Origin of the sequence: Microcoleus sp. N9_B4, assembly GCF_036701635.1 — a bacterium.
Taxonomy (GTDB): Bacteria; Cyanobacteriota; Cyanobacteriia; order Cyanobacteriales; family Microcoleaceae; genus Microcoleus.
In genome coordinates this window covers 24,738-43,467 of record NZ_JAUBRC010000002.1, presented here as the reverse complement: position 1 = coordinate 43,467, position 18,730 = coordinate 24,738, and the positions used below count along the sequence as shown (strand labels likewise).

The 18,730-nt window shown below is 45.2% G+C and carries 9 protein-coding genes; all 9 read left to right on the top strand.

Annotation, left to right across the window (positions count from 1 at the left end; all coding sequences use genetic code 11):
- Positions 1 to 52 precede the first annotated feature (52 nt).
- The 9 genes from QUA43_RS01455 (at position 53) to QUA43_RS01415 (ending at position 18,521) form a co-directional block, all read left to right on the top strand.
- Positions 53 to 2,791 carry a DEAD/DEAH box helicase gene (locus QUA43_RS01455; RefSeq protein ID WP_333370400.1) on the top strand — a complete coding sequence of 913 codons (2,739 nt, stop codon included), beginning with the start codon at positions 53 to 55 and terminating at the stop codon, positions 2,789 to 2,791.
- A 440-nt stretch (positions 2,792 to 3,231) separates the two neighbouring features.
- Positions 3,232 to 5,973 (top strand): family 10 glycosylhydrolase, encoded by a 2,742-nt coding sequence (locus QUA43_RS01450; RefSeq protein WP_445301939.1) that lies wholly within the window; start codon positions 3,232 to 3,234, stop codon positions 5,971 to 5,973.
- Positions 5,974 to 6,402: 429 nt separating this feature from the next.
- The gene (locus QUA43_RS01445; protein ID WP_333370396.1) at positions 6,403 to 10,347 is read left to right on the top strand and encodes a PAS domain S-box protein; all 3,945 of its coding nucleotides are present in this window, start codon (positions 6,403 to 6,405) and stop codon (positions 10,345 to 10,347) included.
- A 7-nt stretch (positions 10,348 to 10,354) separates the two neighbouring features.
- Entirely contained in the window at positions 10,355 to 11,779 is a 1,425-nt protein-coding gene (locus QUA43_RS01440) for a response regulator (RefSeq protein WP_333370394.1), read from the top strand.
- Positions 11,780 to 12,090: 311 nt separating this feature from the next.
- Positions 12,091 to 12,483, top strand: coding sequence for a response regulator (locus QUA43_RS01435; protein ID WP_333370392.1), 393 nt, complete (start codon positions 12,091 to 12,093; stop codon positions 12,481 to 12,483).
- Positions 12,480 to 15,050, top strand: coding sequence for a response regulator (locus QUA43_RS01430; RefSeq protein ID WP_333370390.1), 2,571 nt, complete (start codon positions 12,480 to 12,482; stop codon positions 15,048 to 15,050). The genes QUA43_RS01435 and QUA43_RS01430 overlap by 4 nt, the downstream gene beginning before the upstream one ends.
- Positions 15,025 to 16,683 (top strand): adenylate/guanylate cyclase domain-containing protein, encoded by a 1,659-nt coding sequence (locus QUA43_RS01425; protein ID WP_333370388.1) that lies wholly within the window; start codon positions 15,025 to 15,027, stop codon positions 16,681 to 16,683. Before QUA43_RS01430 ends, QUA43_RS01425 begins: the two co-directional genes overlap by 26 nt.
- Before the next feature lie 125 nt (positions 16,684 to 16,808).
- Entirely contained in the window at positions 16,809 to 17,267 is a 459-nt protein-coding gene (locus tag QUA43_RS01420; RefSeq protein ID WP_333370387.1) for a DUF1499 domain-containing protein, read from the top strand.
- Positions 17,268 to 17,657: 390 nt separating this feature from the next.
- On the top strand, positions 17,658 to 18,521 hold the full coding sequence (locus QUA43_RS01415; RefSeq protein ID WP_333370385.1) for a DUF2382 domain-containing protein: 864 nt from the start codon (positions 17,658 to 17,660) through the stop codon (positions 18,519 to 18,521).
- Positions 18,522 to 18,730 lie beyond the last annotated feature (209 nt).

Sequence of the window (18,730 nt, the reverse complement as noted above, 5' to 3'; positions counted from 1 at the left end):
TGCTTTCAGCAAGATTTAAGCATACTTACCCTGCAACCTTATAATAATCCTTGTGCCAGACACTGCCCAGAACCGCCCAGAGCTGGATCTGAAGACCATATTTCCCTTCGAGCTAGATAACTTTCAGAGAGAGGCGATCGCCGCCCTTGATGCAGGTAAATCCGTTGTCGTGTGCGCTCCCACAGGCTCTGGGAAAACGTTAATCGGGGAATACGCCATCCATCAAGCACTCTCCAGAGGGCGGCGCGTCTTCTATACCACTCCCCTCAAAGCACTCTCTAACCAAAAGCTGCGCGACTTCCGCAGTCAATTTGGAGACGACAACGTAGGTTTGCTGACGGGCGACATCTCCGTCAATCGAGATGCGCCGATTTTGGTGATGACTACCGAAATATTTCGGAATATGCTCTACGGTACGCCGATCGGAGAAGTCGGCACTTCCCTCACCGGAGTCGAAACCGTGGTACTCGACGAGTGTCACTACATGAACGATCGCCAGCGCGGTACAGTCTGGGAAGAATCGATCATCTACTGTTCGAGCGAAATTCAACTTCTCGCCCTCTCAGCAACCGTTGCCAATAGCGAGCAACTCACAGACTGGATTAACAAAGTCCACGGGCCCACAGAGCTCGTCTACTCAGACTTTCGGCCAGTGCCGCTGCAATTCCACTTCGCCAACCAAAAAGGGATATTTCCCCTGCTAGACGAGACCGGCAAAAGAGCGAATGTTCGGTTAGTCCCCAAAAAGAAGCAGCAAAAAGTAGAAAGAGGCAGCATCCCCACTCCGAGTTTGACCGATGTTTTGGCCCGGTTGGACGATCGAGATATGCTACCAGCAATTTACTTCATCTTCAGCCGTCGCGGGTGCGACCAAGCAGTAGCAGAAGTCGGCAATTTCTCCCTGGTTAACGAAGCCGAAACAGCCGAACTCAAACGCATCATTGACGATTTTTTACAGCGAAACCCAGAAGCAGAACGCTTCGGTCAAAAAGAAGCACTTTTAAAAGGCATCGCCGCCCACCACGCAGGCATTTTGCCCGCTTGGAAAGGTTTAGTAGAAGAACTCTTTGGCAGAGGTTTGATTAAAGTCGTATTTGCCACCGAAACCCTAGCAGCCGGGATTAATATGCCCGCGCGCACCACAGTTATTTCCACCCTGTCCAAGCGCACCGACAAGGGACACCGACTGCTAAACGCTTCAGAATTCCTGCAAATGGCCGGTCGGGCTGGTCGGCGGGGCATGGACAAGCTGGGGCACGTTGTCGCAGTTCAGACGCGCTTTGAAGGCGCAAAAGAAGCCTCTTATTTGGCAACAGCCAAAGCCGACCCCCTCGCCAGTCAGTTTACGCCCAGCTACGGCATGGTGCTGAATTTGCTGCAAACACACACTCTCGACGAAGCTCAAGAGTTGGTAGAGCGAAGTTTTGGTCAATACCTGTCTACCTTGTACTTGCAGCCGCAGCAATCAGAATTAGATCGGCTGCAAACAGAATTGGCGGTGCTTGAACAGTCCCTGGCGGCCGGAGGAAATGTCTCCACCCTGGAAAAAGAGCTCGCCCATTACGAAAAATTGCAGGCAAGACTCAAAGAAGACAAACGTTTGCTCAAAATTCTCTTGCAGCAAGCTGAAGAAGCCAGATTTAAGGAGATGTCCGTAGCTGTGGCTTTTGCAGTGCTCGGCACGGTTCTGAGCCTCAAAGGTAAGCACGTTCCGACAGCCAAACGATCGCACACAACTCCTGTACCCGCCGTATTGGTTGCCAAAATCGCAGGTTCTGGCCAAGCACCAAATTTGGTGTGCTTGGGCAAAGATAACCGTTGGTATGTCGTCGCCATTAGCGATGTCGCTAGCCTGCACGCCGAATTACCCCGCTTGAGCGTTGCAGATACCTTGAACCCGCCGCCGGAAATGCCCCTGAGACTCGGCCAGTGCCGCTTGGGAACTGAAGAAACTGCTTCAATTGCTGCATCGATCCCACAATTGCCGACACCAGAACCGAGCCCAGAGGCGATCGAGCAACAGCAAAAAATCGCAGCCCTAGAAGCTAAGCTAGAAATTCACCCGGTTCTAGAATGGGGCAATCCCGGTACTTTGCTCAAACGCCAGCGCCGCCGGGAAGAATTGAAAAAAGAAATCCGCAAAAGCGAACAAGACTTAGAAAAGCAGCGAGCTCGCTACTGGGAGCAATTTCTCAACTTAATCGACATCTTGCTGAATTTCGGCTGCTTGGAAAGAGTAGTTTCGGCAACTGGAAACCGAGATGACTCCTCCGACAGGTTGGTGCCCACAGTCTTGGGCCAAGCTTGCGCCGCCATTCGCGGCGATAACGAACTGTGGCTGGGTTTGTCCCTGATGTCTGCCGAGTTTGACGAACTCGACCCCCACCACCTCGCTGCTGCTTGCGCGGCCTTAGTTACAGAAGTTTCTCGGCCCGACAGTTGGACTCACTACTCGCTGTCGCCGGAAGTTTTGGCACCTTTGGACAATCTACAAAAAGGCCTGCGCCGCCGATTGTTTCAAGTGCAGTACCGCCACGAAGCTGCGATCCCGATTTGGCTGGAACGGGATTTAGTGACTTTGGTCGAACAGTGGGCTCTGGGTGTTGAATGGCTGGAACTGATTAGCCATACGAGTTTGGATGAAGGGGATGTGGTGCGGATTTTGCGCCGGACTTTGGATTTCTTGTCTCAGATTCCTCATGTTCCTCATGTTTCGGATGCTTTGCGGAGGAATGCTTGTCGGGCGATGCAGTTAATCGATAGATTCCCGGTGAATGAAGCTGCAACTTAGAAAAGTGTTGACTGTTGACTGTTGACTGTTGGCTGTTGGCTGTTGGCTGTTGGCTGTAAGCTGTGCGGCATCTAAATTGTATTTTTGGTTTTTCAACCCAAATGCACCCAGGTTTTAATCTAAAATCGTTTCCGGTGGCATCGGTATTGTTCAAATGTCCAATCGGTATAGTTCAAATGTCCAAACAGTCACCAGTCAACAGTCATGAGGAATAGATCCAGATTTAAATCTAAAATCCCAAATCGCAAATCCAAAATCTAAAATCCAAAATCTAAAATCTAAAATCGCTCGATCGCACTTTTTCCTGATTCAGGTTGCAGGGCAGGATAGAAAATTGTATGGTGCGGATCGATCGCTCTTAATTGTTATTGAATTTTTGTCTAGCGGTGCGCTGGGTAATTCTCATATTTATGATGCAACAAATCAAAAAGCCTCATCAAATGCCTGATGCCTGCTCCCAGGCTAAAAAAATTCGCTTTTTCACTTTCTTGCAAAGAGTCTTAATTGGAACTCTAGCGAGTACATTACTCAATCTCTTCATCCTATTTCCCTCTCCGAGTTTCGCAGAAGTAGTTCTGGGCGTTGTTCGCAGTTCCGAGAATTCTCCTGATTGGGTGAAGATTACCACCCGCCTCTGGGAAAGTGGCATTGCTTACAAACCAATCAATCTCGAAGAAATCAAAAATTTGGCGGACTTAGCAGGCGTTAACGTGCTGTTTTTGCCCAACATTGAAACTTTGACTCCGGCGCAAATTAAAGTTTTACAAGCTTGGGCATCCCAGGGCGGCCGCTTGATTGCTTCGGGCCCCGTCGGCCGCAGTTCCCCTGCCTTGGTGCGCCAATCTTTGCGATCGCTCCTTGGGGCCTATTGGGCTTTTCCGTTAACCCAACCCGCAACCCCGCAACCCCGCAACCGCTGTCGGGATCTGGCTTGCACTACTTCTAGCAGTTGGATGCCACCAGAACAAAAAAATGCCTCAGTCCAAGGCGGTGTCTTGATTCCGGCTGATGCAAACAGTCAAACTATTGCTACTTGGAAAGATAGTTCCGGTTCCTCCGCAGCCATCGCCACGGATCGCGCTACCTATCTCGGCTGGCGCTGGGGTAGCGACGGTTCGGGAAATCTAGATAAGGCTTGGCTGCAAGCCTCGATCGCCCGCTGGGGAGGCACAATCGCTTCGCAGCCTGTAGCGCCGCCCACTGCTGCATCGCTCCCACTGCCAAATCCCCCCTCAAGAGTCACTAGAAACAGCCCTAGTTTGCCGCGTAGTACCCCGCTGAGCCGACTTTCTCCCTCTCCCTCGCTTCCCGATTCAGTTCCTGCAACTTTTACAGATCCTTCGGATCAGTCGGCGCCGGCGGGTTTGGACGTGCAGGTAAATTCCAATAAGCCGATCGTCAGCATTGAAGCGTACTTGATGCGCCAAGAACTCACCAACCTCCTGGGCCGGTTTGAAAGCGCCCTGACAGCATCTAATTCAGCCAACACCGCCATCAATCTCAATGCTGCTACCTCCCCTCAACTGGTGGCTGCAGAACAGGGGGGTGGCGGCCCGGCAGCCAGTCGCCCCCCTGTTCTACAAGCGATCAGGGTACGGGCGATCGCCCAAGCGCGGCAGGTTTTGCAAACTTTTGACCAACTCCTGCAACAGCAAAACTACGCGGAGGCTAGAAAGCAGTGGGTGGAAGCGCGGCAGTTGCTGTGGCAAAATTACCCGAAGGAAGGACAGCGGGTTGGGGCGGAAATTCGGGCGGTTTGGCTCGATCGCGGGACGATCGTCGCAGCGCGATCTGAACAGGGTTTGGCCGCAGTGTTCGATCGACTCGCCGCCGCCGGTATCAATACCGTTTTCTTTGAAACTTTGAATGCCGGATATACGATTTATCCGAGTCAAGTTGCACCGCAACAAAACCCCCTAACAGTTGGCTGGGACCCGCTGGCATCTGCGGTTAAATTAGCCCACGAGCGAGGCATGGAACTGCACGCTTGGGTTTGGGTTTTTGCCACAGGAAATAAGCGCCACAATACTTTAATTGGCCAGCCTAGTTCTTATCCAGGCCCGGTGCTTTCCGCTCATCCACAGTGGGCAAATATTGACAATAAAGGACGCACGCAAAATCCTAACGATGGTAAATTTTATCTCGATCCGGCGAATCCGGAAGCGCGTAATTATTTGCTGCGAATTGTCAGTGAAATTGCCAACAACTACAAAGTAGATGGGGTGCAATTAGACTATATTCGCTATCCTTTTCAGGATGATAATGCGAATTTTACTTACGGTTACGGTATTGCGGCGAGGCAGCAATTTAGGCAGTTGACTGGTGCAGATCCGGTGAATATTTCGCCTAGGAACGGCAGTTTGTGGCGGCAGTGGGTTGAGTTTAAAACTCATCAAATTAATAGTTTTGTAGCTGAAGTTTCTCAGCTTTTGCGACAGAATTATCCGCGCACTATTCTGTCGGTGGCGGTGTTTCCGCACCCGGAAAGTCAGCGGATTTACAAAATTCAGCAAAATTGGGAAGTTTGGGCTCGTCAGGGCATTGTAGATTTGATTGTGCCGATGACTTATGCTTTGGATACTAACCGACTTCAGCGCATCACCGAACCGCTGGTAAATGAACAAATGATCGGTTCGGCTTTGATTTCTCCTTCGGTTAAGTTGTTGACTCTCCCGGAAGTTGTGGCGATCGACCAAATTCAAGCTTTGCGCGATTTGCCGACAGGGGGCTATGCTATTTTTGCGGTGGAAAGTATCAGCAGCGGGATGCAGGGGTTTTTTAACCGCACTCAAGGCACGCCAGTGCGTTCCACTTCTGCAGCGGAGCCCATTCCTTACCGACAGCCGTTTGCGGCGGCGGCTTCGCGGTATACTGCTCTCAAGCAGGAATGGAGTTTTTTGTTGGCTAACAATCAGTTGCGGGTGTCGGAATCTGAACTGAAAGTTTTGCAAAGTCGAGCGGATGAATTGGCGCAAGCTTTGAGCAAGTTGGCGGCAAATCCTTCTAGAGAAACTTTAGCAACTGCTAAAAGATTGTTGGGGAGTTTTCAATCTCAATTTCAATCTTCGATGCGCTTGCATTCTGCCGAAAATAGCTATCAAGTGCAAACTTGGCAAAATCGTTTGGAGAGTTTGGATATGCTTTTACGTTACGGCGAAAGGATGGAGTTGAATCGCAGGTAAATGCAGGTTTTTGGGCGGAGTTCTTGTTAGCTACTGTTTGTTAAAACTGAGATGTTGCACCATTCTCGCTTAACAGGCTTTCCGGCCTGTTCCCCAAAAAGTGAATTTTATTGTGGAACAGGCCGGAAAGCCTGTTCATAAAAAGCTTATTGAGAATGGTGCAATACATAAGATGATTTCGACTTAGGAATGAGAATTAAATAACTTGCATTTTTTGTAGGTTGGGCCCGTTCCACGGGCCCAACCTACGAAGTTATTTAATCGACGATCCTTAGTGAGAACGGAAGTCCTAAAAACTCTTAAAGATCGAGTTCAAACAATTTGATAATGAGTAATAAACCGGATTTGATATTACTCGCTGGTCTTTCGCTCTCAGATTATAAAATCTACTAATTTCAACTGCAAATTTTAATTCCTCTTAAGATGAATATGTTTCCTAAACCCCTCAATCGTTTGGCTACAAAATTTATCGGCAAAGCTCCATTACAAACGGTGCTAGTGGTTCCTTTTTTAGTGCAAATTGTCGGCACCGTAGGAGTTGTAGGTTGGCTATCTTTCCAAAACGGTCAGCGGGCAGTCAACGATGTTGCCGCTCAGTTGCGAGGAGAAATTAGCGATCGCATCAAAGACCGCATGGAAAATTATATGTCAATTCCCCACATTGTCAATCACCTGAACGTTCAAGGCATAAAATTGGGGCAGTTGAACCTAGAAGAAAAGCAAAAACTCGAACATCATTTCCTCGAACAAATTCAATATTTTGATTCTATCAGCATCATTTACACAGGCAAAGAAAATGGAGAACACTCGGGAGCAATCCGCACTCAAGAACGGATTTTGATATCGGCTGCCGACAACTCTACTGGCAATAAATTAGCTCGATATACTGCGGACTCTCAGGGAAGCCGCGTTCAATTAGTGGAACTTTCACCCGATATTTACGACCCGCGAGTTCGCCCTTGGTACATAGCAGCAGCAGCGGCAAAAAAACCTATTTGGAGTCAAATTTATACAGATTTTTTGACTAGGGAACTGGCAATTACTGCTGCTTTGCCTATCTACGACGATGCTGGAAACTTGTTAGGAGTAGCTGGCAGCGATTTGCTGTTTTCCCGAATCAAAGAATTTCTCGTTAGCCTGAAAATTGGCAAATCGGGACAAACTTTTGTCATGGAGCGATCGGGGATGTTAATTGCCACTTCAACGTCGAGTCCAGAATTCGTGGTGGAAGGTAAAGAAACCAGACGCATCAAAGCTTCAGAAAGCGAGAATCCGGTAATTCGAGAAACCGCACAGCATTTAGATAAATCCTACGATAGCTTAGTTAAAATCAATAATTCTCAACAACTTACTTTTGATGTTGACGGCAAACGAAATTTTATTCAGGTAGCTCCTTTTAAAGATGATCGAGGGTTGGATTGGCTGATTGTAGTAGTTGTGCCAGAATCCGACTTTATGGAGCAAATTAACGCCAATACGCGCACGACTTTTTGGCTATCGGTTGCAGCTTTGATCGGGGCGACAATTCTGGGGATTCTTACTGCTAAATGGGTGGTGCAGCCGATTTTAAGATTGAATGCGGCGGCGAAAGCTTTGGCGCGGAATGAATGGGATACAAAGCTCACTCTAAATCGCCAAGATGAACTCGGAGAACTTGCGACTGCTTTTAACAGCATGGCCGAGCAATTGCAGCATTCATTTACTTCTCTATCGGAAAGCGAAAACCGAGTTAAACAATTTCTCAATGCAGTACCGCTAGGCATTTTTATTGCAGAGCCAAATGGTCAACCTCACTACATTAATCCTATAGGAAAGCAGCTTTTAGGTCAAGGAATTGTGGAAGCAGATGCCGAAAATTTGCGCCAATCCTACGGAGCTTATTTAGCTGGAACTCAGGAAATTTATCCGGCGGAACGCGACCCAATGTTAAATGCTTTGCAGGGCAAAAGTGTAACTGTTGATGACATTGAAATCTCCTCGGCTGGCCAAACTGTTCCCATGCAAATTTCGGGAACTCCTATTTACGACGCCCAAGGAAATATTATTTACGGAATGTGTGCTTTTCAAGATATTACAGAACGCAAACTAGCCGAAAAATTATTAAGGGAATACAACGACAATTTAGCAGTGCAAGTTGCCGAACGTACCGCCGATCTTGCCAAGGCACAAGAAAAGTTTTCTAAAGCTTTTCGTTTAAGTCCTAATGCGATTACCCTGACTAGAATCACCGATGGTCGCCACATAGAAGCCAATGAGAGCTTTTGTCGAATGATGGGCTACAGTCACGAAGAAATTATTGGAAAAACAGCGGTAGAACTCAATTTCTGGGCGAGTTTGGGAGAGCGCGATCGCATGATTCAAATGTTAAAAAACAAGACGGCTATTCACAATTATGAGCTGAGGTTTCGCAATAAAAATGGTACAGAAAGAACGGCACTGCTGTCTATAGAAACCATCGATATTGAGGGAGAAGCTTGTTTTTTGTCTATTTCTAGTGATATTACCGATCGCCAAAAAGCAGAAACTGCCCTCCGGGAAGCAGAAGAAAAGTACCGCAACATTTATGAAAATGCTTTGAATGGAATTTTTCAAACTGCTATTAACGGGAAATACATCAGCGCTAACCCCGCTTTAGCTAACATCTATGGTTACGACTCGCCGGCAGATTTAATAGCAGCACAGCCGAATTTCAATAACCAGCTTTACGTGAAACCGAACCGCCGCGACGAATTTGCAGCGCTGATAAACGAGTACGGGATACTATCAAACTTTGAATCGGAAATCTACCGTAAAGATGGCAGTATAATCTGGATTTCCGAAAATTGTCGCGCTGTCTGCGATGAAGCAGGAAATCTACTTTACTACGAAGGTTTTATTAAAGACATTACTGATAACAAACAAGCGGAAATCAAAATGCAGCAGGCAAAAGAAGCGGCCGAAGCTGCAAACAAAGCTAAGAGTACCTTTCTCGCCAATATGAGCCACGAATTGCGATCGCCCCTGAACGCGGTTATCGGCTTTGCTCAAGTCATGATCCGCAGTAAAACGTTGTCTCAGGAAAATCAAGAAGATGTCGGAATTATCTTGCGGAGTGGCGAACATTTACTGGCTTTAATTAACCAAGTTTTAGACTTGTCAAAAATCGAAGCCGGACGCACGACGATTAATGAAAAAAGCTTCGACTTGTACCAACTCATCGACGATTTAGAAGATATGTTTGGTCTCAAAGCTGAGCAAAAAGGTTTGCAATTAATCTTCGATAGAGACGCAGAAGTTCCCCATTACATTTGTACTGATGAAGTTAAATTGCGGCAAGTCTTAATTAATTTGCTCAATAATGCAATTAAATTTACTTCAGAAGGGGGAGTGTCGGTGCAAGTCAAAGCAGGAAGGCGGAATATACATAAAAACAGCACTGACCAATTGCCCGGCAGCTACTGGCTGCATTTTGAAGTTCAAGATACTGGTGCAGGCATTGCTGCTGAGGAAATTAATCAGTTGTTTGAAGCATTCGTGCAGACGAAAACAGGTAAAGATTCTCAGGAAGGAACGGGTTTAGGTTTAGCTATTAGCCGCCAATTCGTGCAATTAATGGGAGGTGAAATTACTGTTAGCAGCGAGATCGGAAAGGGTGCAGTATTTCAGTTTGAGATCCAAGTTCATCTGGTTGAAGCTAGTGATATTGAAAGCAAAAAAACTCAACGTCGAGTTGTTGCCCTCGAACCGAATCAGCCGAGTTATCGCTTGCTAATTGTGGACGACAAACCTTTGAACCGCCAACTGTTGGTAAAACTTCTCAGTCCACTCGGATTTGAGTTGAGAGAAGCGAATAACGGTAAAGAAGCGGTTGATATTTTTATGGAGTGGGAACCGCATCTGATTTGGATGGACATGAGAATGCCTGTCATGGACGGCTACGAGGCAACGAAACAGATTAAAACTACAACTGGCGGGCAAGCAACGGCGATCGTGGCCCTAACTGCTAGCGTTTTGGAGGAAGAACGGGCGGTGATTCTTTCGGCGGGTTGCGATGATTTTATGCGGAAACCGTTCCGAGAGGAGGATATCTTTGTGGCAATGGGAAAACATTTAGGAGTACGCTATATTTATGAAGATCCACCCGCAGTAAGTGCCACAGGTGTAGAGGAGTCAACTCAGGAGGTGCTGACACCGGAGGCTTTCGCCTCTCTTTCTCCAGACTGGATGGCCCAATTCAAGCAAAGTATTTTGAGTGTGGACATGGAGGCGATCGCAACTTCGATCGCACAAATCGGCACTGTCAATCTCTCTCTTGCGGGCAAGCTTCAAGATTGCATTAATAATTTTGAATATGACAGAATTTTGAACATAATCGAACTCAGCGAGAAACAGTAAATACCCGATGACTTCAACTTCACCTAAAACCAATCGAGCTAATATTTTAGTAGTGGACGATACGCCAGAAAATCTGCGGCTGCTGGCAGGAATTTTGAGCGAAAAAGGCTATCAAGTTCGCCCCGTACCCAATGGCAAGCTAGCATTGTCTGCTGCTCAAAAAATACCCCCGGATCTAGTGCTGCTGGATATTATGATGCCAGAGATGGACGGCTATCAAGTTTGCCAGGAACTCAAAGCTTCTGAAATTACCAAAGACATTCCTGTTATTTTTATTAGTGCGATTAATGACGTGCTGGATAAAGTTAAAGCCTTTGCAGTTGGAGGAGTAGACTTTATCACTAAACCGTTTCAGGTTGAAGAAGTTTTAGCCCGGATAGAAACTCATTTAAAAATTTGTTCCCTGCAACAAACTTTGCAAGAAAAAAATCAAGATTTAGCAACGGCGCTGCACCAACTCCAAGCCACCCAAGAGCATTTGATTCAATCGGAAAAAATGGCCGCTCTCGGACAACTAATTGCCGGCATTGCCCACGAAATTAATACCCCCCTAGGCATTATAGGTTCCTCTATCAATAATATAGCTAATTTTTCGGATGAGTTTTTACAAAACTTTCCTAAAATTTTTCAAGAATTTTCTCACGAAAACCAAGGTTATTTTTTTAATTTACTCTACAGAACTACAGATCAAGAAACTTTATTTACGAGCAGAGAGAAGCGGAAATTTAAGCAGCAGTTGACGGGGGAGTTGATGGCAGAATTTGTGGAAAACTCCGAGGAAATTGCGGATACTTTAGTTGACATGGAAATTTATGAAAAAATAGAAGAGTTCTTGCCACTTTTTAAATCGCCGGATTGGGAAGTGGTTTTAAATAGTGCTTACCAGTTTGCGAGCTTTAAAAAAAGTATTAGCCTGATCCAAAGAGCAACAGCGAAGTCGGGGAAAGTAGTATTTGCCCTAAAAACTTACGCTCATTTTGATAGCAAACCAGAAAAAGTCCAGGCGAACTTGCACGATGGCATTGAAACGGTGTTAACCCTTTATCAAAATCAACTTAAACACGGTATAGAAGTAGTTAAAAATTATGGAGATTTACCCGAAATTATGTGCTATCCCGATGATTTAAATCAAGTTTGGACGAATCTCCTTCATAATGCCCTGCAAGCAATGGATTATAAAGGTATTTTGACGATTGAAACTCGGCAGCAAGAGGCCAATATTTTCCTCAAATTTACTGATAACGGCAAAGGCATTCCCCCAGAAGTTATTCCCAAAATTTTTCAGCCCTTTTTTACGACTAAATCTGCGGGCGAAGGTAGCGGTTTGGGACTGGATATTGTGAGAAAAATTGTGGAAAAACACGAAGGCACAATTGCTGTAGATTCTGTACCGGGGCAGACAAATTTTACAGTCTCGCTGCCAATTTATTAAACAAAACTTACCTGCCGGGGGCTGATTTCCGGTGATACTCGTCCCTGTCTCACTGACAAATACAAGATTTATTACAAGAAAGCGGGTTTATCTTCGGAAGTCCTATTAAAATAATACCACGTTTTAAAAAAATGTAACTGTAGGCAAGTTCCCAACCCTTATGAAATTAGTCATTCCCATCTAAAATCTAAAATCTAAAATCTAAAATGGTATAAGATAGGGGACAGATATCCTACATTCTTGCCCGAAATCAATAACCTAAAAGCAAGTTATGTCGGTAAACCTACTCAAATTTAAGCAGAGAGTAAAAGATGAATAAGCCTATAATTCTTTGCGTTGATGATGAACCAGATATCTTGAATACTCTCAAGATGCAGCTAAAGAAGGAATTCAAAAATGATTACTTTTATGAATTAGCTGAAAGTGGTGATGAAGCTTTGGATTTACTTGAGGAGTTTCAAGAAGAATCTCAGGTAATTGTGGTTGTTTCTGATTGGCTGATGCCGGGAATTAAAGGTGACGAACTTTTAATTAAAGTTCACCAAAAATATCCTAAAATCATTAAGGTGATGTTGACTGGACAAGCGGATGCAGCGGCCGTTCGGCGGGCAGTAAAAGAAGCAGATTTATACTGTTGTTTGTACAAACCCTGGCAAAGCAAAGAGTTAATAGAGACTATAAAATCTGGGCTGGCTAAGTTATGAAAAAACCTGTGATTGTTTGTATTGATGATGAACCTGACGTTTTGAACAGTTTAAAGATTGAACTAAAAAAGGCGATCGGCGATCGGTGTATAATTGAAACTGCTGAAGGGGGGGCTGATGCTTTAGATTTGCTGGCTGATTTGCAGGCAGATGAATACGAGATTGCTTTGGTGCTTTCCGATTATATCATGCCGGATATTAAAGGGGATGAACTGCTCAGAAAAATTCACGAAAGCTCGCCAGATACGCTGACAATTATGCTGACAGGGCAAGCAGATTTGGAAGCTCTTAGCAATGCTATTAAGTATGCTAAATTGTACCGTTACATCCCTAAACCTTGGCAAAATGAAGACTTAAAATTAACGGTAGTAGAAGCAGTTCACAGTTACTTGCAAGACCAAAAGTTAACCGATGAAATTCATAAGCGGCAAGAAGTAAACGAGGAGTTAAAGTTAGCAAATGAGGCGCTGTCTGCGAGTGAAAGCCGCCTGAGTCAATTTTTAGAAGCTTTGCCAGTGGGGGTATCTGTTTATCATCCCGATGGATCGATCGCCTATTTCAACCAGACAGCGCGGGATTTGCTGGGTGCAGACACTATCCCGGAAAGCACTGCGGAACAATTAGCTGCCACTTATCAACTTTATGTTGCCAATACTGGTGAGCTGTACTCGCCGGATAATCTGCCAATTTTGCGCGCACTGAAAGGAGAATCTGTCAAGGTTGACGATGTAGAAATCCGTCAAGATGGCAAAGTAATTGCGATCGAGATCAATACGACGCCGATTTTTGACGCTAGCGGAAATATTGCTTATGCGATCGCAGCTTTTCAAGATATTAGCGATCGCAAACAAGCCGAAAAAATACTAGCAGATTACCACCACACATTAGAAGCCCAAATTGACGAACGCACAGAACAACTGCAACAAGCCGTATTAGCTGCTGAAGCAGCAAACAAAGCTAAAAGCACCTTTCTTGCCAATATGAGCCACGAGTTACGCACCCCTCTCAATTCTATACTCGGTTTTGCACAAATCATGGAACCCAGCCCGGATCTTACTGTCGAGAACCGAGAAAATATGAGAATTATTCGCCGTAGTGGCGAACACTTGCTAACCTTGATCAATGAAGTCTTAGACTTGTCAAAAATCGAAGCGGGGCGAATGACGCTCAACCCAAAAAACTTCGATCTCTACCGCTTGCTTGACGATTTGCAAGATATGTTTCAACTGCGGGTACAAACTCAAGAATTGCAGTTGTGTTTCCAGCGCGATGCTGACGTTCCTCAGTATGTGCGAACAGATGATATTAAACTGCGGCAAGTGCTGATTAATCTTTTGAGTAATGCGATTAAGTTTACGCAAAGAGGAGAAATCATCTTAAGAGTTATAAAGTTAGACAAATCGGGATTTATTGATGTATTGGACAGTCCGATATCTTGCTTTGATACCACAAGAAGTATTCGGGATTTTGCTAGTAACAGCAGTAACTTGACCCAGGTAGAATTGAGGGATGATGCTGAGGATTTTACTGCTTCGGGGTTTTTCCTTATGTTTGAAATTGAAGATACAGGAGTTGGGATTGCTCCTGAAGAATTGGGGAATATTTTTAAGGCTTTTGTGCAAACAGCTTCGGGTCAAAAAACTCAGAAAGGCACGGGTTTAGGATTAAATATCAGCCGTCAATTTGTCCGCCTGATGGGAGGAGAAATTGTGGTAGAAAGTCAACGGGAAGTCGGCACCAGTTTTAAATTTGAAATTCCAGTAGGTGCGGTTTATGCTGCTGAGATTCCCGATCCGCAACTTAACCGCGAAGTTAGTGGGTTGGAACCCAATCAACCGTACTACCGGATTTTAATTGTGGACGATCGCGAAGACAACCGCCAACTTTTAGTCAAAATGCTTTCTCCCTTGGGTTTCGGGGTGGAACAAGCCACCAACGGCCAGGAAGCAATAGAAATGTGGGAATATTGGCATCCGCACTTAATTTTGATGGATGTGCGAATGCCCGTGATGGACGGCTACGAAGCTACTAAACAAATTAAGGCTAGAATCAAGCAGAGAGAACCAGAGCAGCAAGGACACGGGGAAAGGAATATTTCCGATCCTGACTCCCCGATTCCAAAGATTATTGCTTTGACAGCTAGTACAATTGAAGGGAGGCAAGCGTTTGCTTTATTGGTCGGCTGCGACGATTTTATTAGCAAACCTTTCCGTAAAACAGATATATTTGATACCCTCAACAAACATTTGGGGGTGAAGTATCTCTACTCTAATTCAACGGACTTTATCTCAATAGGCGATCGAAATAATCTATCTGGAACTCACTCTAATGCTGGGCTTGCTTATTTGCCTAAACTTCCCGCAGAATGGATAGACAATATGAAGCAAGTAATCCGCAGTGCTGATTTTGACTTAATTGCCAGGACAATCGAGGAAATAAGGGATGCTCATCCTGAATTAGCGGAAATCCTCCAGGGTCATCTCGATAATTTTGATTACCAGAAAATACTCAATTTAATTGCCGAGGCGGAGGAATCAGATAATGGAGATCAAGGCGGAACAAACTGAAAACTATCAAGCAGATATTTTAGTGGTTGACGATACGCCAGATAATCTGCGTTTGTTGATTAGAATTTTGCAAAAAAATGGCTATAAAGTTCGGCCTGTTACTAATGGCTTTTCGGCGTTAGATGCAATTCAATCTAGTGCCCCCGATTTGATTTTACTCGATATTATGATGCCGGATATTGACGGCTACGAACTCTGTAAAAAATTAAAATCACAATCGCAATTTAGGGAAATTCCTATCATTTTTCTCAGCGCGCTAGAAGAAGGAATAAATAAAGCCAAAGCCTTTGAAGTTGGCGGAGCCGATTATATCACCAAACCTTTTCAGGTTAAAGAAGTATTGGCACGAGTGAGCAACCAACTTACTGTGCGTTCATTGCAAATGCAATTGCAAGAAAAAAATCAAAAATTGACCGCTCAAAATATCCAGTTGCACCAGGAAATCGCTGAACGCCACCAGGTGGAAATGGAAACGAGATTGCTGCTAGAAGCGACTCAAGCTATTAGCAAATCTGAGGATTTTGAGTCGGCTATAGATGTGATTTTAGGTTTAATTTGCCAAACTATTGAATGGAATCTAGGCGAAGCTTGGATTCCTTGCAGTGAGGGCTTTTTAAAATGCGCTACAGGCAGGTACGTCAGTGACTCCAGTTTTGCCCAATTCCGACAAACAAGTTGGCAGTTAACTTTTGCTCCTGGTGTGGGACTCCCGGGGAGGATTTGGCAGTCGCAGCAGTCTGAATGGATCGAGGATGTTTCTACTGCACCGTCACAAGTTTTTTTGCGATCGGAAATTGCCGTGAATGTGGGATTGAAAGCTGCTTTTGGGGTGCCAATTTTGGCGGACAATCAAGTCTTAGCGATTTTAATTTTTTATCGAGAAAAAGTTCTGAAATGTCAGCCGCGCTTGTTGGAATTAGTGAGCGCGGTTGCTACGCAGCTAGGTTCGTTGATTCAGCGGAAACAAGCTGAAGCAGCGCTGAAAATGCAGCAAGGGCAAACCGAGAAATTGCTGCTGAATATTTTACCGAAACCTATTGCGGAGCGCTTGCAAAAAGAGCAAAAGTTGATAGCGGATCATTTTGATGAGGTGAGCGTCTTGTTTGCTGATTTGGTGGGTTTTACAGAGTTTTCTGCTCACAAAAGTCCGACGCAGTTGGTAGAAATTTTGAACGGAATTTTCTCCGAGTTCGATAGGTTGTCTGAATTGCACGGGTTGGAAAAGATTAAGACGATTGGGGATGCTTACATGGTGGTTGGGGGTTTGCCGACGCCGCGGGAGGATCATTCTGAGGCGATCGCGCTTTTAGCTTTGGAGATGCAGGCAGCTTTGAGAAGGTTTAATGCCAAAATGGGAGAAAATTTTCAATTGAGGCTCGGAATTCACAGCGGTTCTGTGGTGGCTGGAATTATTGGGATTAGTAAATTTAGCTATGATTTGTGGGGGGATACTGTTAATGTTGCTTCACGCATGGAGTCGAACGGATTGCCTGGTAAAATTCAAGTGACGGCGGCGAGTTACGAGCGTTTGAAAGAGCAGTTTGTTTTGGAAGAACGGGGTCATATCCCGGTTAAGGGTAAAGGAAGAATGCTGACTTACTGGTTAATTGAAGAACAAAAGAAGTCTTTTTAACTTTTTGATGGAAATTTCAATTAATATGAAAAGTATACCGCATTTATACTTTCAGGAGGGCTAATCCTTTGCAAACAGTTGAAACAAAATCGCCGACAGCGTTGAAAAAAGTCCTAGTTATTTTAATGTCATTGCTAGCAGTAGCGGCACTTTCGATCGCTACTTTTATCGCTATACCCGGAGAAAAAACAATGTTTGCTGGAACAAGACCTGCCAATATCGGGATTCAGTCAGGAAAACTCGCAGCGTGCCCGAGTTCCCCCAACTGCGTCAGCAGCTTCAGTGAAGATGCCGAACACAAAATTGAGCCTTTGGCATACACTTCATCCCAGAGTGAAGCGATGGCAAAGCTCAAAGGCGCGATCGACTCCTATGGAAAAACTAAAATTATCACGGCAACTGATAATTACCTCTATGCCGAGTTCACCAGTGCTTTGATGGGGTTTGTTGATGACGTTGAATTTTTGGTAGATGATGGAGCAAAAGTCATTCATGTGCGATCGGCTTCGCGTCTGGGACAGTCCGATTTGGGGGTTAACCGCAGTCGGATAGAAGCTATCAGAAATCAATTCAATCAACTCTGAACTTAAAATTTCTAGCTTTCCTGAAGCCCCTCTCCTGCAAGATGAGGGGCTTTGATTTTTGTGTATTACTATATAATATTGATTATTCACCACCTAGTTAACAATTATTAACAGTAGGCACAGCACAAAGGAGTGTCCAGCAGGGGGAGTAGGACACCGCAATGCCATGTCCCTACCGTTGCCTTTGAGTTTTAATACTTGTTATAAAATTGACGATTGTAGAGTTTTAGAATCTTTAAAATAGCTGAGCGCGCTAGCACCGAGGCAGAGATGCCGTACTATTCCTATAGTATTAAACAACCTAAATAATACACTTCTGACTTTAGGGAGAGGGAAGTGAACGAATTAATTTCTACTATTAATTTAAGTAGAGCAAAGAGGAAAAAATACATGGCACTTCAAAAATTAGCAGAATTTTATCCTAATTATCAGGAAGAAATCTTTGCTGGAGACGACATCAAGGGATTTGATGTTTATGCTGGCGACTCTGATGAAAAAGTAGGCACGGTTTATGATGCTTTGGTTGATGACACTGGTCGTTTCCGCTATCTGGTAATTGATACCGGTATTTGGATTTTTGGCAAAAAAGTATTGTTGCCAATCGGCTCGGCCCGCTTCGACTACGGATCCCGTCGCGTCCACGCCACAGGCCTTCGCAACAAAGCTCAAGCAGAACAATTGCCGGCTTACAATGAATTAGAACCATTAGATTACGATCGCGAAGAACAGGTAAGAGGCGTCTACCGCAATGAAGGAACTGCCACTGCAAGCACTGCAACTCCTGCAACTCCTGCTAGCTACGATCGCAGCAGCTACAGCTACGATATGGACCGCCCCCTCTACGAAACCAACGAACAGCAGCACCAAAATCTCAAGCTTTATGAAGAACGCTTGATTGCCAACAAACACCGCGCAAAAACAGGCGAAGTAGCAGTTGGCAAGCGCGTGGAAACTGAAACAGCGCGAGCTTCAGTACCCATTGAAAAAGAACGAGTCGTAATCGATCGAGTAACCCCGGTAGAAGCGGGTCGAGTAGTTTCAGTCGGTGAGGCTGACTTCCAATCAGGAGAAGTTGCACGCATGGAAGTCTACGAAGAAACGGCCGACATTCACAAGGAAGCTTTCGTCCGGGAAGAGGTCAACGTCAGAAAAGAAGTTGTTCGCAGCACGGTTGAGGGCGAAGAAACCTTGCGTCGTGAAGAATTAGACGTTAAGACCGATGGAACTGCGGTTGTAGATAATAAAGCTATCTAAACCAACCGCAACAGCTATTGCATAGGAATTGCGTCTTAATGACATAATTCTGTCACCGCGCAGGTTTGATTGGATTGGTAGCGATCGCGTAATTCCTATGTGAGGGGCGGGGGGGGTACAAAACTTTTCTGGTTTTGGCAAAGTTTATGCACTTGCCCCGCCTTTACCAATTTACCCTTACCAATTCATAATAAAAATCCCTAAGCAGG

Coding starts and splice junctions, on each gene's coding strand:
- QUA43_RS01450 (WP_445301939.1), top strand. CDS start 3,232: ATGCCTGATGCCTGCTCCCAGGCTAAAAAAATTCGCTTTTTCACTTTC.
- QUA43_RS01445 (WP_333370396.1), top strand. CDS start 6,403: ATGTTTCCTAAACCCCTCAATCGTTTGGCTACAAAATTTATCGGCAAA.
- QUA43_RS01440 (WP_333370394.1), top strand. CDS start 10,355: ATGACTTCAACTTCACCTAAAACCAATCGAGCTAATATTTTAGTAGTG.
- QUA43_RS01435 (WP_333370392.1), top strand. CDS start 12,091: ATGAATAAGCCTATAATTCTTTGCGTTGATGATGAACCAGATATCTTG.
- QUA43_RS01430 (WP_333370390.1), top strand. CDS start 12,480: ATGAAAAAACCTGTGATTGTTTGTATTGATGATGAACCTGACGTTTTG.
- QUA43_RS01425 (WP_333370388.1), top strand. CDS start 15,025: ATGGAGATCAAGGCGGAACAAACTGAAAACTATCAAGCAGATATTTTA.
- QUA43_RS01420 (WP_333370387.1), top strand. CDS start 16,809: ATGTCATTGCTAGCAGTAGCGGCACTTTCGATCGCTACTTTTATCGCT.
- QUA43_RS01415 (WP_333370385.1), top strand. CDS start 17,658: ATGGCACTTCAAAAATTAGCAGAATTTTATCCTAATTATCAGGAAGAA.